The sequence below is a fragment of the Henriciella mobilis genome, from assembly GCF_003576285.1.
GTDB classification, from domain to species: Bacteria; Pseudomonadota; Alphaproteobacteria; order Caulobacterales; family Hyphomonadaceae; genus Henriciella; species Henriciella mobilis.
This window is the reverse complement of the sequence record NZ_QWFX01000005.1, coordinates 390,164-404,412: the sequence shown is the minus strand read 5'-3', so window position 1 is coordinate 404,412 and position 14,249 is coordinate 390,164. Positions and strand designations below refer to the sequence as shown.

The window sequence follows — 14,249 nt, the reverse complement described above, 5'->3', positions numbered from 1 at the left end:
CCTCACCTCAGCTTCAGTGTTGCAAGGCCCGCGAGGGCGAACAGGACGGACAGTATCCAGAAGCGGACAACCACACGGGTTTCCGGCCAGTTCTGCTTCTGGAAATGATGATGCAGCGGTGCCATCAGGAAGATACGCTTGCCAGTGCCGGTCAGCTTGCGAGTGATCTTGAACCAGGACACCTGCATCATCACCGAAAGCGCCTCAATGACGAAGAGGCCGCCAATAATGGCAAGGGCAAATTCGTGTTTCACCGCGACAGCGACCACGCCAATGAGGCCGCCAAGACCAAGCGAGCCGGTGTCGCCCATGAAGACCTTTGCCGGATAGGCATTGTACCACAGGAACCCCATGCCAGCGCCGATCATGGCACCGAGCAGGACGCCCATTTCACCCGCGCCGGGCGTGAACTGGATGCCGAGATAGTCAGCGAAAACAAAGTTGCCGGTCAGGTAGGCGATCAGAGCGTAGGAGGCGGCGGCAAACATCATCGGCACGATGGCGAGCCCGTCGAGACCATCGGTAAAGTTCACGGCATTGGCTGCGCCGACAATCACGATCATTGCGAAGACAATGAACAGCCCGCCCAGCGGCACGAAATAATCGTTCACGAACGGCACGGCGACACCACCCGAAAAGCTCTGGTCGTTCGGCTCGACGGAGGTTTCCGGCGCCAGTGATGCAATCGCCTGCGCCAGGTCGTTCAGCGGTCCCCACTCAGCATGGCCGAGCGGCGTATGAGCGCCGTGAATCCCCATGATGAAAGCGCCTGCGAGCGCCGCGACAAGGAACTCGATCAGCAGGCGCACCTTCGCCGACACCCCCGCATCCGTCTGCTTGGTGACTTTCGCATAATCGTCGAAAAACCCGAGAAACGCATAGGACAGACTGACGAAAAGGACCGTCCAGATATACGGATTACCGAGGTCGGCCCAGAGAAGCGTACCGACGAGAATGCCGATCCAGATGAGGAAACCGCCCATGGTTGGCGTTCCGCGCTTGGACAGCTGGGCTTCCAGAGAGAGGTCACGAATCGGCTGGCCCTTGCCCTGGCGTGCGCGAAGCTGGTTGATGATCCAGTCGCCCGTCAGAACAGAAAAAAGAAACGCCGTGACGACCGCACCACCGGTCCGGAACGTCGTATAGTTGAACAGGCGGAAAAGCCCGTCATCGGCTGCTAGCAGCTCATACAGCATTCGCACCCCCTGCGGCCCGTTCTGGGCCACCATCCATCACCTGCCCGCCTGCAGCGCTCCATTGGCGCAGTCTTTCAGCGAGCCGGCCCATCCCGGATGCATTCGAGCCTTTGATCAAGAGGAGATCGCCGTTCGTTAAGGAGATTTTAACAAGCGAATCCAGCTCATTTGCCTTGACCGCCCAATGGGTCTCGATTCTCCCTTCAAGCGAATCTGCAAGCGGCCTCATCCCCTCTCCCGCGAGAAACGCAACAGTGGCGCCGGAGGCGAGGATCGGCTCCGCGAGCGAGCGATGCTCAGCTTCTGAAGTCGCGCCGACTTCGAGCATTTCCCCTAGCGCGACGACATGCCTTGCACCCTTGCGGGCTGCAAAGCTTGATAGCGCTGCGCGCATGGAGGCGGGGTTCGCATTGTACGCATCGTCTACGAGAATCACCTCGCCGCCGTCGGGCAGTGCAAGCGTCTCGGCCGTTCCGCGTCCGGGCGGCGGGGCATAGCCTGAAAGGTCGAGGGCGGCCTGATAGAGGTCGATCGAACTGTTGAGCCTAGCCGCGAGCAGCGCGCAGGCGACATTGTCGGCCCAGTGCTCGCCTACCGCATGGATTTCTACGTCGAGCTTGCAGGTCAGCGTATCGAGCGCGATGTGGCTCATGCCGCCAGCGGTCGAATAGGATTCCACCCAGGACCAGCCGTCGCGATTCTCTATCCAGTCCAGCTTCGCGCCATCTCCATCCTGGCCGAACACGGCGATGGCAGCGTCCGGCTTCAGCCCGCGGACGTGATCGACAAGACTGGGAAGCATCGCATCGCGCGCCGGCAGCACGACGACGCCATCCGGCTCAATGAGGCCTGCAGCGATATCAGACTTTTCGCGTGCCACCCCTTCAATGGAACCGACGCCCTCCAGATGAGCCGGCGCAATCTTCGTGATGACGGCCACGTGCGGCTTCACCATGTGCGAGCGAGGGGCGATCTCACCCGGCGTGGACATACCGATCTCGAACACGGCGAATTCCGTCTCGGCCGGCATGCGCGCCAGCGTCAGTGGGACACCCCAGTGATTGTTGAAACTCTTGACCGACCAGTGCGCCTTGCCCTGTCCGCGATGAATCCGAGCGATCATCTCCTTGACAGACGTCTTGCCAACGGAACCGGTGATCGCGATACGCACAGCGTTTTCGGCGCGCTCGCGTGCGAACACACCCATGGCGACAAGCGCCGTCAGCACGTCATCGACAATGACCAGCGGGCCGTCGACGCCCTCGAGCGGACGGCTGACAAGGGCTGCGCTTGCCCCCGCCTCGAATGCGTTGGAAACGAAGTCGTGGCCGTCGCGCACATCGGTCAGCGCGACGAACAGGTCACCCGGCTCGAGCGTGCGCGTATCGATAGAAACGCCTGTCACCTCAAACGGTGCGGTGACCTTGCCACCCGTTGCGGCAGCGATCTCATCGGAGGACCAGAGCGGGCGTGTCATGCGTTGACGCCCTCCAGCGCGGCCTTTGCAGCCTCCTGATCGGAAAACGGAATGACGGTCGAGCCGATGATCTGCCCGGTCTCATGGCCTTTGCCAGCGATCAGCAGCGTGTCGCCCTTGCTGAGCTCGGCGACAGCCTTGCGGATCGCTTCACCGCGATCGCCAATCTCGACACCGTTCGGAACCGCTTCCAGGATCGCCTTGCGGATGGAAGCCGGATCTTCAGAGCGCGGATTGTCATCGGTGACGATCACGACATCTGCATGCTTTGCTGCAATCTCACCCATGAGCGGGCGCTTCTTGCGATCGCGGTCGCCGCCACAGCCGAATATCACGACCAGCTTGCCGGCGGTGTGCGGGCGCGCCGCTCGGATCAGAACATCAAGGCCGTCCGGCGTGTGCGCATAGTCAACGAAGACACCCGCGCCATCCTTGGTCTCGCCAACAAACTCCAGGCGCCCCTTGACCGGCTCCAGTTGCGCCATGCCCTTGCAAACGTCAGCCACAGACGCGCCAAGGGAAAGTGCGAGGCCGGCTGCCGTCAGAGCGTTCAGGGCCTGGAACTCACCGATCAGCGGCAGCTCGACCTCCAAGGATTCGCCGCGCCATTTCAGGAACAGCTTCTGCCCGGTCGCGCGCGGCATCAGTTCCTCGATCTTCAGGTCGTCACCACGCCAGCCGACGGAGACCGGGCGCAACCCGGCCGCCTTTGCCGCCGCCTCAAAGGCGCCGCGCTCCGGGCTGTCGGCATTGACCACTGCCGGCGATCCGGGCGGTGTAAGCTCGGAGAAGAGCCGCAGCTTCGCTTCGCGGTACTCCTCCATCGTGTTGTGATAGTCGAGGTGGTCCTGCGTCAGGTTCGTGAAGGCGCAGGCCGCCAGCTTGACCGCGTCGAGACGGTACTGAACCAGGCCGTGGGAAGACGCCTCCATGGCGCAATGCGTTACCCCCTGATCGGCGAGCGTGGCGAGCGTTTCATGGATCGCGACAGGATCCGGCGTCGTATGCCCAAGATCGATCCGGCCCGACGGACCGATCGCACCAAGCGTGCCCATTGAAGCTGAAGTGAGGCCCGACGCTGCCCAGATCTGGCGCAGGAAATCGACAGTCGAACTTTTCCCATTCGTTCCCGTCACAGCAACGACCGTTTCCGGCTGGCGTCCATAGAACGCGGCCGACGCTTCAGCCAGAGTCAGGCGCGGTTCGTCCACATCGATTGCGACGGCATCGCCCAGCGCCGGCAGATCCTTGCCAATCACGGCAATCGCACCATTCGCAATCGCTTGCGGAACATAGTCCCGCCCATCGGCGGCGACACCCTGCAAGGCGGCAAAGATGAAGCCGGGCTTTACCTTCCGGCTATCCGCAGACAGGCCGGCCACCTCGATGGCGGGCAGGTCGCGCCCAGGAAACAGATCAGTCAGATTCATAGCGAACTCCTTCTCTCAGAGACGGAGCGAACCATCGGGCCTTCGACCGGATCCAGCTGCTCGAATTTAGGCTCGACACCCAGCATGGGCGCAATGCGTTCGATCACCCGGCCAGCCGTCGGCGCCGCATTCCATGCTGCTGTGCGTCCGCGACTCGCTCCTTCTTTGGGGTCATCGAGCACGATCAATACGACATAATCAGGGCTGTCTGCCGGAAAGATGGCAGCGAAGGAGGCCATGTTGGCCTCGTCGGAATAACCGCCCGCAACGGGCTTTTCCGCGGTGCCAGTCTTACCGGCCACCCGGTAGCCCGCCACTTCGGCATGTTCGCCCGTGCCGCTGAGGACAGCATCGCGCAGCATCGCGGTCACGAGAGCTGCTGTCGGCGCGGATATCACGCGGCGTGTGCGCCGGCGTTTGCCATCCATGATAATGGTCGGCTCGACCAGCTCCCCGCCATTCGCGAAGATCGAAAAGGCGCTGGCAAAAGCGATGGGCGACACGGCAATACCGTGGCCATAGCTGACGGTCGCAGCATGGATCTCATCGAATTGCTGCGGCAGGATCGGCGCCGCACTGCCTGCCAGCTCGATCGGCGAGCGCTCGAAAAGACCGAGATTGGCGAGCATTTCCTGCTGTCGGCGCGCACCAAGCATCACGGCAATCTTCACGGTGCCGATGTTCGAGCTTTCGGCCACGATCTTCGTTGGCGTCGCATGACCACCGATTGGGTGCGTGTCGTCGATCATGCGCCCGGCAATGACGAGCGGCTCACGAACATCGAACTGGTCGCTCGGCCGGATTGCGCCAGTATCGAGTCCGGCGGCGACTGTCAGCGGCTTGAAGACTGACCCGAGTTCAAACACGGCGCCGGAGGCCCGGTTAAGCCGCGCCGGATCGTCCATGGAAAGCTCGTGTGCACGGTTCGGATCAATCGGCGGCCAGCTGGCCAGTGCAAGCACTTCACCGTTGCGCGCATTGAGGACAACGCCTGCGCCGCCCTCAATATCATACTCCCCGGCAGCAGCCGAAAGCTCCGCCTCGAGCGCGAACTGGACGTTGGAGTCGATGGTCAGCTTGAGAGGGTCGCCACCATTGGCAAGATCGCCATCGCGCGCATATTCCACACCGGCCAGGCCCTGCCCGTCCGTGCCGGCATAGCCGAGAACGTGCCCGGCAAGCGTACCGCGCGGATAGGCCCGCCGGCTTTCCTCACGGAAGCCAAGCCCCTCCAGACCAAGCTCATAAACCGCCTGGCGCTGGCGCGGCGTCAGACCGCGACGCACCCAGACGAAGGCCCGGTCCCGATTACCGAGATCAGCCGTCAGCTCATCGACATCGAGATCCGGAAAAACCTTGGCGAGGCCAGTGGCAACATCGGCCGGATCCCAGATCGCGCGAGGATCGGCGAACAGCGAATAGACCGCAACGGATGTCGCCAGAAGCTCCCCGTCCCGGTCGACAATGTCTGCACGCTGGACGGGCTGCTCGAATGCACGGGCAACGCCAGCCTCGCCCTCCGGGCCGTTGATGGCAACCATGCCCGCCTTCACGGCTATAATTCCGAAGACAAGACACAGGGACATGGACACCAGCTTGGTGCGCAGTGAAGCGCCCTCAGCCGGACTGGCAAGCACGACATCACTCATCGCCCGCCTCCCCGTCCGTCTTTTCGGCGGGCCCAATGACCCGGTCGAGATCGTCAGCGCGCACGAACTGCTCTGCGCGGGCTGGGACCATGCCAAGCTCGTTGCGGGCGAATTCCTCGATCCACTCCTGGCGTGACAGGTGGCTCAGCTCACCGAGCAATACCTTGCGCTCCTCAATGGCGTCAGCGATTTCGGCTTCAACAGCCGCTATCTCTTCGGCGCTTTCGCGCGCGCCGTACTTTGCCCGGTACAGGCTGAAAATCAGCAACCCGATAACGGCCAGACCAATCAGGAATGCGCGCCGGCTCATGAGGAAGCCTCCACCAGCTCAAGCGACGGCAGATCGACGCCCGCACTCACCGGCCGCACCATGGCAGGCGCATCGGTCCGGACAGCGACCCTCAGCCTCGATGAGCGCGCCCGGGGATTGACCTCCAGCTCGGCGTCTGACGGCTCGATGGCCTTTTTCGACGGCATGTCGAAGCTTGGCTGCGCTGCGTCTTCCTTTTCAGGCAAATGGCGCGAGCCGCCGCCCTGAAGGCCGGAACGTTCGCGCATGAAGAGTTTCACCATCCTGTCCTCCAGCGAATGGAAGGTCACAATGACGAGCCGTCCGCCTTCGTTCAGAAGCAATTCCGACGCTTCAAGCGCCCGTGCGAGCTCGCCAAGTTCGTCATTCACGAACATCCTGATCGCTTGGAAGCTCCTTGTGGCCGGATGAGTGCGAGCCCCGCGCCGGCCGCCGAGAACCTCTTCGATCAGGTCGGCAAGATCGAGGGTTGTGGTGAAGGGAGCCTTAAGGCGGCGCTGCACAATCGCACGCGCGATGCGCCGCGACTGCTTTTCCTCGCCCAGACGGAAGAAGATGGTTGCGAGATCACGCTCATCCATCTGGTTGACGACGTCAGCCGCGCTTGGCCCGGACCGGCCCATACGCATGTCGAGCGGCCCGTCGCGCATGAAGGAAAAGCCGCGATGCGCCTGGTCGAGCTGGAAGGAGGACACGCCAAGATCGAGCGTGATGGCATCAACGGTTTCGAACCCTGCTTCGTTGACCAGCGAGCGCATATCGCCGAACCGGCCAAGGACAGGAATGAGACGATCTTCCGCCTCAGCCGCGGCGGAGGCACGCTCAATGGCGTCGAGATCGCGGTCGATACCGATCACGCGGCACTTGGCGGCGGCCAGCAGCGCGCGAGCATATCCCCCGCCGCCATAGGTCCCGTCGACTAGCACTTCGCCAGTCTTGGGCGCCATGGCAGCGACAACTTCATCCAGAAGAACCGGCTTGTGCCCCATCACTCGCCCCCTGCCTTGCCGAGCCCGGGCAGCCCACCCGCAGCCATCGCCTGCTGGAACGGCTCAGCCATCGCGTCCTGATTGTCGCGCGCCGTTTCGGCCATCTGCGCGTCAAATTCAGCGAAGCGGGACGGTTCCCAGATGTGAAAACGATCAAACGAACCGGCAAAGACCAGTTGCTTCTCGATTCCGGCCGCCTTCAGCAGTGCCGGCGGGATGGTGATACGGCCGGTATCATCCATTTTCAGATCCGCAGACCGGGTGAAGATGGTGTGCATGAAAGCGCGCCGGTTGGGATCGTTTGGTGCCATGCGCGCAAGGGTCTGGCGGTAGAGGGACATCAGCTCGTCACCGCCACCCTCAAGACAGCCGGACCCGTCAATGGCAGGCCACAGGAACACGCGGTTTCCGCCCGACAGGGCCGCGCGGAAGGGGGCGGGCACGGAAACCCGGCCCTTTGCATCGAGCGATGTTTCGTAGGTGGAAACAAACACCAACCGATTCCCTTGTGCCCCATTGCCCCACTTCTTGGGACAATCTCATCATGATTTGGGATAGCATGGGCTTACTTGGGAACCAATGGGCAAGCCTGACGATTCGCTTGCTCCACAAGAGATCAAAAAAAGAACATATTGCGAAAATATCGGAACGCACGCCGCAAACATTGGCGATTTGGCGCGTTAACCTTCTGAAAACTCTTGATTTACAGAGTGTTAAGGAAGCGAAAGAAAAGCACAGATTTTTTTGCAGGCGAAACGATACGCTGCGTGGCCGCCCATCAGCTTGCCCAGGCAATTGGCAAGGATGAAGAAATTGACGGCTTCTCAGGACTTTCAGTGGTAAGGGCTCGCCGACATGCAAGTTCGCGCCGTCATATTTGCCATCGGCCTGATGATTGCCCTGCTGGGCATTGCGATGATTCCGTCCGCGCTGCTCGACATCGCTGACGGGTCGGAAGACTGGCACATCTTCCTGATATCGTCGGCCATCAGCATCCTTATCGGCTCTGGTCTGGCTGTCCTGTCCGGCGGGGCGCCGCCATCGACCACGACCCGAGAAGCTTTCCTGCTGACAACCCTCATCTGGATTGTCCTGCCCGTCATCGCGACCTTCCCGTTCATGAGTTATGGCATGTCCTTCACCGATGCGATGTTCGAAGCCGTGTCCGGTCTGACCACGACCGGGGCGACCGTGATGACAGGCCTCGACACGACCGCCCGTGGAATCCTGCTCTGGCGCGCCATCCTCCAGTGGATCGGCGGCATCGGCATTATCGTGACGGCCATTGCCATCCTGCCCATGCTCCGCGTCGGGGGCATGCAGCTGTTCCAGATCGAAAGCTCCGACGTGTCCGGAAAGGTTCTGCCGCGCATCACGGAAATCACCGCGCAGACTGGCATTGTCTATGTGATCATTTCGATCGCCTGCGCGCTCAGCTACGCGGCATGTGGCATGTCCGCCTTCGACGCCATCGCGCATTCCATGACAACCATGTCCGCAGGTGGCTACTCCACCCATGATGCGTCCTTCGCCCATTTCTCCGACACCCCGGCCGCTTATGCCGCAACAGTCTTCATGTTCATTGCCGGGCTACCCTTCAGCTTGCTGACACTGCTGATCCTGCATGGCCGGTGGCGCCCCATGCTGAGCGACCCCCAGCCCCGCCTCTATGCCTTCCTGGCCCTGGGCTTCGCGACGGCCATCGTCGTTTGGCATGAGGCAGTCGTCGATCCGCCGATCTTCGACCATATCTTCCACGGCTTTCGGCAAGCCCTTTTCAACATCATCTCGATCATGACCGGGACAGGCTATGCCTCGGCGCCCTACGACACCTGGGGAGAGCCGGCGGTCGTGGTCTTCCTGATCGCAACCTTTCTTGGCGGGTGCGCGGGCTCAGCAGCGTGCGGGATCAAGATGTTCCGGCTGGAAATCAGCTTCAAGGCTGTGCTCGCCTATGCCGCCCAGATCGTCCGCCCCAACCGGGTGGTCCGTATCCGCTATGCCGGGCGCACCATTCCGTCAGACACGCTGCAATCGGTGATGGTGTTCGTCTTTCTCTACATGGCGACCTTCGTTGTTGCCGCGATCCTGATCTCTATGACGGGCGAAGACCTTCTGACGTCGATCTCGGCATCGGCGACATCGGTGTCCAATGTCGGCCCAGGCCTCGGCCCCAAGATCGGCCCGTCCGGCACATTCCAGCCGCTTTCCGACATGGCAAAATGGGTCTGCCTGACCGCGATGCTGCTCGGCCGGCTTGAATTCGTCGCCGTTTTCACTCTGCTGACCGCGCGCTTCTGGCGCGGCTGAACAGAGTTGGCTGCAGAAAAGCTTGCGCAATCGTATAGTTGCGGCACCCGCAGCTTTGCGGCAAAACGCTGCCCATGAGCCAGATTTCCCGTTCGCACGAGATGACACTTGAAGAATCCATGCTCGACATGGGCCACCGGGCGCGTACCGCATCGACCCGGCTTGCGACCCTGTCTCCCAAGCAGCGCACCGAAGGGCTTGAAGCCATGGCAAGCGCGCTCGAGGCGGCCGAGAGTCTGATCCTCGACGCAAACAAGCGGGATATGGCCGCTGCGCGGGAAAAGGGACTCACCCCCGCCATGCTGGACCGGCTGGCGCTGGATTCAGGGCGCGTGAAGTCAATTGCCAAGGCCGTCCGCGAAGTAGCTGCCCTGCCGGACCCGGTCGGTGCGGAAATCGCCCGCTGGACAGTCCCGTCCGGGCTGGACATCGCCCGCGTACGCACGCCGCTTGGAGTGATCGGCATCATCTATGAAGCCCGCCCGAACGTGACCGCTGACGCTGCCGCGCTCTGCTTGCGCTCTGGCAATGCCGCCATTCTCCGGGCCGGCAGTGAAAGCTTGCAGTCGGCCCTGGCCATCGCAACGGCCTTGCGCTCCGGCCTCAAGGGCGCTGGACTGCCGCAGGACGCAATCCAGCTGGTCAACACAACGGACCGCGATGCGGTCGGTTACATGCTGACGGGCCTGCAGGGACAGATCGACGTCATCGTTCCACGCGGCGGCAAAGGCCTGGTCTCACGCGTCCAGCAGGATGCTCGCGTGCCGGTCATCGGGCACCTTGAAGGCCTGTGCCACGCCTATGTCGACGCTGATGCCGATCCGGAAAAAACAGTCAATATTGTGCTCAATGCCAAAATGCGGCGAACCGGTGTGTGCGGCGCTCTTGAGACACTGCTGGTCAATCGCACTGTCGCCATGACCCTCCTGCCCGCGATCGCTGCACCCTTGCGCGACGCAGGTTGCGAACTGCGCGGAGACGATGCGGCTCGCGCGATCCTGCCGGATATGACACCGGCGACCGAAGAAGATTGGCGAACGGAGTACCTCGCCCCTATCCTCTCGGTACGAATTGTCGATGACCTCGATGCCGCACTCGATCACATCGCCTATTACGGCACCGGCCATACCGAACTGATCATAACCGAAAACGCATCAACAGCTGAACGTTTCCTCAACCAGGTCGATGCTGGCATCGTCATTCACAACGCATCGACCCAGTTTGCCGATGGCGGTGAATTTGGCATGGGGGCCGAGATCGGGATCGCAACCGGCCGCATCCATGCGCGCGGCCCTGTCGGAGCCGAACAGCTGACCATTTTCAAATACGTCGTTCGTGGCCATGGCGAGACACGTCCCTAGTATGGCCCCTGTCTGTTGAGTTCAGCCTTTCTTCCACCCGTGCGGACGTTGCCGCCATCCGGCACACGCCAGCGGATTGGCCTGCTTGGCGGTAGTTTCGACCCACCGCATTCAGGGCACATGCACGTCGCACAAACTGCGCTGAAGCGTCTGAAGCTGGACTGGATTTACTGGCTCCCTGCGCGCGGCAACCCGCTGAAACAGGCACCGGCCGATTTCTACGAACGTCTGCATGCCGTGCGCGAACTGATCGGTCATCACCCGAACATGTTTGTCAGCGATTTTGAACACTGGGCCGGCGTACGCTACACGGCTGATGTGCTCGGTCACTTTATCCAACACTGTCCGCATGCGAATTTTGTCTGGCTGATGGGCGCAGACAGCCTGATGAACTTTCATGACTGGTACCGTTGGCAGCAGGTTGCCGAAACACTGCCGATCTGCGTTGTATCGCGCCCCTCAGCTGGCCCGCGTGCCTTGCGCTCGCCCTTCGCGCACCGTTATGCATCCTGCCGCCTGCGCGAACGGGATGCGGCTCTATTGGCCGATTGCGAACCGCCTGCCTGGGTCTATCTGAAAGCCCCCTTCGACCGGACGTCCTCGACAGAACTGCGGACTGCCGCCCAAAAACGCTAGAGGGCAAGGGCAACGCGTGCTATAAATTAGTGACTCGAGATGAAAGGAACCGAAACCCTGCCTGCTACCCACACGCAGCCACTCAAGGCCGCCACTGTCAGCGTTGACGATATCCGCGCGCTTGCCGATACCGTCATAAGCTCGCTCGAGGATGACAAGGCTGAAGACATCACTGTCATCAATCTCGAAGGTAAATCTTCTCTAGCCGATATCATGATCATTGCGTCCGGACGTTCCGCCCGGCACGTGGCCGCTATTGCCGATCACCTGGCACAAACCGTCAAGGATGCCACCGGCCGTCCGATCAAGCTGGAAGGCCTTCCCAACGCAGACTGGGTCCTGCTGGATATCGGTGACATCATCGTTCACCTGTTCCGTCCGGAAGTTCGCGCCTTCTACAATCTTGAAAAGATCTGGTCTGACGACAGCGCCCACGGCCACGCCTGAGCGCCGTCGGCTGAACGGGATCCGTGCGTATTACCATTCTTGCCGTCGGACGTTTGAAATCCGGCCCTGAAGCTGAGCTTTGCGACGACTATCTCGACCGCTTCCGCAAAGCAGGACGTGCGCTCGGGTTTCGCTCGATCGACCTGATTGAGGTCGACAGCGGCGGGGGCATGGAGGCAGAAGCCGAACGGCTTCTCGCGAAACTGCCACAAGGTGCCCACACCATCCGTCTCGACGAACATGGCCGCGAACATCGGTCCGAAGCCTTCTCGACATATATAGCCACCCTACGCGACCGCGGCGTGCCCGACCTTTGTTTCCTGATCGGTGGGGCGGAGGGCTATGGCAAGGCCATTCAGTCGGCCGTGCCGGAAACCATGGCCTTTGGGAAACAGACCTGGCCTCACCGGATGGTGCGCGCCATGCTGGCCGAGCAGCTGTACCGGGCCGTCAGCATCGAAGCCGGCCTGCCCTATCACAAGGCCTGATCCGCCATGTCCGAAGCATCCGAAAAGACTCTCGCCGCCATCCGGGCACAGGCCGACCTGCACCACCAATACCTGCTTGGCCTGGAACTGATGGTCGCCACACGCGAAGGCCCGAAGATTGTCGGTGACTGGATGTTCCGGCTGTTTCGCGCCCAGCATGAAGAGAAGTTTCTCTCCAGCTTCCGGAAACTCGGCCTGGACGGTCTTCCCGACGCAGTGGCCTGCGCACGCTACCATGTCCTGTCCAACAATATGGGCGGGGTCGGCGTCGAATACATGGAAGAGAGCGACACCAAGGCTTGGGTGCGGTTTCGCTATCCGCGCTGGATGTATGCCGGCCCCGCGATCTGCGGCGTACCGGTTGAGGCGAGCCGCGGCTTTCTGAAAGGCTGGTACGCCCAGAACGGCGTCAGCCTAAGGAATCCGAGGCTCGGCTTTGTATGCGTTTCCGAAGACATGACAGGGCAGTTCGGCCTATGCGGCTATTTCCAGGAATTCGACCAAGATCTCACGCCGGATGAGCGCCTGCAGTTCCGTCCTGACGAATCGCCGCCGCCCTACGACCCTGATGCCCAGCCAGCTCCGCCACCTGGCGAATGGAACGAGGATCGCCTCGCCAAGGCCAATCGTAATTACGCAATGGAGTACATCCGCAACGGTGTGCGGGAATTGGGCGCGGTGCTCGGGCGAGAGCGTGCCCTGGAACTTGGAAAGCTTTCAGCGCGGCTGACCGGCCTGCAGCAATACCGCGCCATGGCCGCAAGCGTTGGCGCCGTCGATGGCGGTCCGGCGGAAGCGGCCGCGTTCCTGTCCGCCATGTTTGCCGGCATGGGCGACACCTGCCAGGTGATCCCGGACGGCGATCATGTCCGCATCGAACAGTCCGGCCTGCGAATCGTCCGAGGGCTGGACGAGGAGGCCCGCGAGACGGTGCTGGCCTGCTGGATCGAACTCTGGCGAGGGGCCGTGCACTCGCACCGGGCCTTCATGGATATCGAAGCACAGCTAGGTGACAACGCTCTAACCTGGTCGATTCGGGCGCGCTAAACCGAGGTTCTGTTTGACGCCCGCCGCTGCTGGCGCCAAAGCAATTGAAAACACGGAAAAAGGAGGACGCAGACATGGCTGAAAAGGATCTCGCAGGACGCAAGGCACTGGTGACGGGATCGGCGACAGGCCTAGGGCGGTCGATTGCCATCAAGCTCGCCGAACGCGGCGCCGACCTCATCGTCAATTGCACCCGCAGCATCAGCGAGGCTGAAGAGACGGTTGCAGCGTGCAACGAGCTTGGTGCCCAGACACAGCTCGTTCCCGCAGACGTATCGACCGAGGAAGGCTGCCGCAAACTCGCCGATGCCGCCGCCGGATGGGGCCAGCTCGACATTCTGGTCAACAATGCCGGGATAACGCGGCACGCACGGGATCACTCTGACCTCGACGCCCTCACCCGGCAGGACTTCATGGACACTTATGCCATCAATGTCGCCGGGCCGTTCCTGATGATGCAGGCCTGCAAGCCGCTGCTGGTCAAGGCGAGTGAAAATACGGGACGCGCCTCGGCTGTGCTCAATGTCTCATCAATTGCCGGCGTGACCGGAATCGGCTCTTCGGTCGCGTATGCTGCGACCAAGGGCGCACTTAACACCATGACACTGTCCCTGGCGCGCGCATTAGCGCCTCAGATACGGGTAAACGCGGTTTGCCCCGGCTTCATCGGAACGCGCTGGTTCAAGGATCGTCTTGATGAGGAACAGTACCAGCGCATGACCGAGGGAGTCGCCCGGACAACGCCGCTTGGCGTTGCGAGCGGACCCGATGACATCGCTGATTCTGCAGTGTTTTTTCTGACCGACAGCTCGCGCCACGTGACCGGTGAAACCCTGCTGGTCGATGCCGGAATGCACCTCGGATTCGCTCCCCTCAGCGCACGTTGAAACCCGAAACAGCACTTTTTAC

Annotated in this window: 15 protein-coding genes; 8 read left to right on the top strand and 7 right to left on the bottom strand. The window is 61.8% G+C overall.

Annotated features, from left to right (window positions below):
* Positions 1 to 2 precede the first annotated feature (2 nt).
* Genes mraY through D1223_RS01935 form a run of 7 tightly spaced genes read right to left on the bottom strand, consistent with a single transcriptional unit; the run spans position 3 to position 7,545 of the window.
* On the bottom strand, positions 3 to 1,196 hold the full coding sequence (mraY, locus tag D1223_RS01965; protein WP_119374723.1) for a phospho-N-acetylmuramoyl-pentapeptide-transferase: 1,194 nt from the start codon (positions 1,194 to 1,196) through the stop codon (positions 3 to 5).
* On the bottom strand, positions 1,186 to 2,673 hold the full coding sequence (locus tag D1223_RS01960) for a UDP-N-acetylmuramoyl-tripeptide--D-alanyl-D-alanine ligase (RefSeq protein WP_119374722.1): 1,488 nt from the start codon (positions 2,671 to 2,673) through the stop codon (positions 1,186 to 1,188). The genes mraY and D1223_RS01960 overlap by 11 nt, the downstream gene beginning before the upstream one ends.
* Entirely contained in the window at positions 2,670 to 4,103 is a 1,434-nt protein-coding gene (locus D1223_RS01955; protein WP_119374721.1) for a UDP-N-acetylmuramoyl-L-alanyl-D-glutamate--2,6-diaminopimelate ligase, read from the bottom strand. The genes D1223_RS01960 and D1223_RS01955 overlap by 4 nt, the downstream gene beginning before the upstream one ends.
* Entirely contained in the window at positions 4,100 to 5,752 is a 1,653-nt protein-coding gene (locus tag D1223_RS01950; RefSeq protein ID WP_119374720.1) for a peptidoglycan D,D-transpeptidase FtsI family protein, read from the bottom strand. The genes D1223_RS01955 and D1223_RS01950 overlap by 4 nt, the downstream gene beginning before the upstream one ends.
* Positions 5,745 to 6,062: a cell division protein FtsL gene (ftsL, locus tag D1223_RS01945; RefSeq protein ID WP_119374719.1), complete on the bottom strand. Its 318-nt coding sequence runs from the start codon at positions 6,060 to 6,062 to the stop codon at positions 5,745 to 5,747. The genes D1223_RS01950 and ftsL overlap by 8 nt, the downstream gene beginning before the upstream one ends.
* Complete coding sequence (rsmH, locus tag D1223_RS01940; protein ID WP_119374718.1) at positions 6,059 to 7,051, bottom strand: 16S rRNA (cytosine(1402)-N(4))-methyltransferase RsmH; 993 nt, start codon at positions 7,049 to 7,051, stop codon at positions 6,059 to 6,061. The genes ftsL and rsmH overlap by 4 nt, the downstream gene beginning before the upstream one ends.
* Complete coding sequence (locus D1223_RS01935) at positions 7,051 to 7,545, bottom strand: division/cell wall cluster transcriptional repressor MraZ (RefSeq protein WP_158588368.1); 495 nt, start codon at positions 7,543 to 7,545, stop codon at positions 7,051 to 7,053. The genes rsmH and D1223_RS01935 overlap by 1 nt, the downstream gene beginning before the upstream one ends.
* 50 nt (positions 7,546 to 7,595) lie before the next feature.
* Here D1223_RS01935 and D1223_RS18695 point away from each other — a divergent pair, with 50 nt between their 5' ends.
* From D1223_RS18695 to D1223_RS01900, 8 genes are all read left to right on the top strand, one after another.
* Entirely contained in the window at positions 7,596 to 7,859 is a 264-nt protein-coding gene (locus D1223_RS18695; protein WP_147372641.1) for a hypothetical protein, read from the top strand.
* Between the two features lie 47 nt (positions 7,860 to 7,906).
* A complete protein-coding gene (locus D1223_RS01930; protein ID WP_233353002.1) occupies positions 7,907 to 9,361 on the top strand; it encodes a TrkH family potassium uptake protein in 1,455 nt (484 codons plus the stop codon).
* A gap of 74 nt (positions 9,362 to 9,435) precedes the next feature.
* Positions 9,436 to 10,722: a glutamate-5-semialdehyde dehydrogenase gene (locus tag D1223_RS01925; RefSeq protein WP_233353001.1), complete on the top strand. Its 1,287-nt coding sequence runs from the start codon at positions 9,436 to 9,438 to the stop codon at positions 10,720 to 10,722.
* 15 nt (positions 10,723 to 10,737) lie between these two features.
* Complete coding sequence (nadD, locus tag D1223_RS01920) at positions 10,738 to 11,358, top strand: nicotinate (nicotinamide) nucleotide adenylyltransferase (RefSeq protein ID WP_233353000.1); 621 nt, start codon at positions 10,738 to 10,740, stop codon at positions 11,356 to 11,358.
* A gap of 39 nt (positions 11,359 to 11,397) precedes the next feature.
* Entirely contained in the window at positions 11,398 to 11,805 is a 408-nt protein-coding gene (rsfS, locus tag D1223_RS01915; protein ID WP_119374715.1) for a ribosome silencing factor, read from the top strand.
* A gap of 23 nt (positions 11,806 to 11,828) precedes the next feature.
* Positions 11,829 to 12,293 (top strand): 23S rRNA (pseudouridine(1915)-N(3))-methyltransferase RlmH, encoded by a 465-nt coding sequence (gene rlmH, locus D1223_RS01910; protein ID WP_119374714.1) that lies wholly within the window; start codon positions 11,829 to 11,831, stop codon positions 12,291 to 12,293.
* 6 nt (positions 12,294 to 12,299) lie between these two features.
* Complete coding sequence (locus tag D1223_RS01905) at positions 12,300 to 13,340, top strand: hypothetical protein (protein ID WP_119374713.1); 1,041 nt, start codon at positions 12,300 to 12,302, stop codon at positions 13,338 to 13,340.
* 74 nt (positions 13,341 to 13,414) lie between these two features.
* Positions 13,415 to 14,227 (top strand): SDR family NAD(P)-dependent oxidoreductase, encoded by an 813-nt coding sequence (locus tag D1223_RS01900; protein WP_119374712.1) that lies wholly within the window; start codon positions 13,415 to 13,417, stop codon positions 14,225 to 14,227.
* Positions 14,228 to 14,249: the final 22 nt, after the last annotated feature.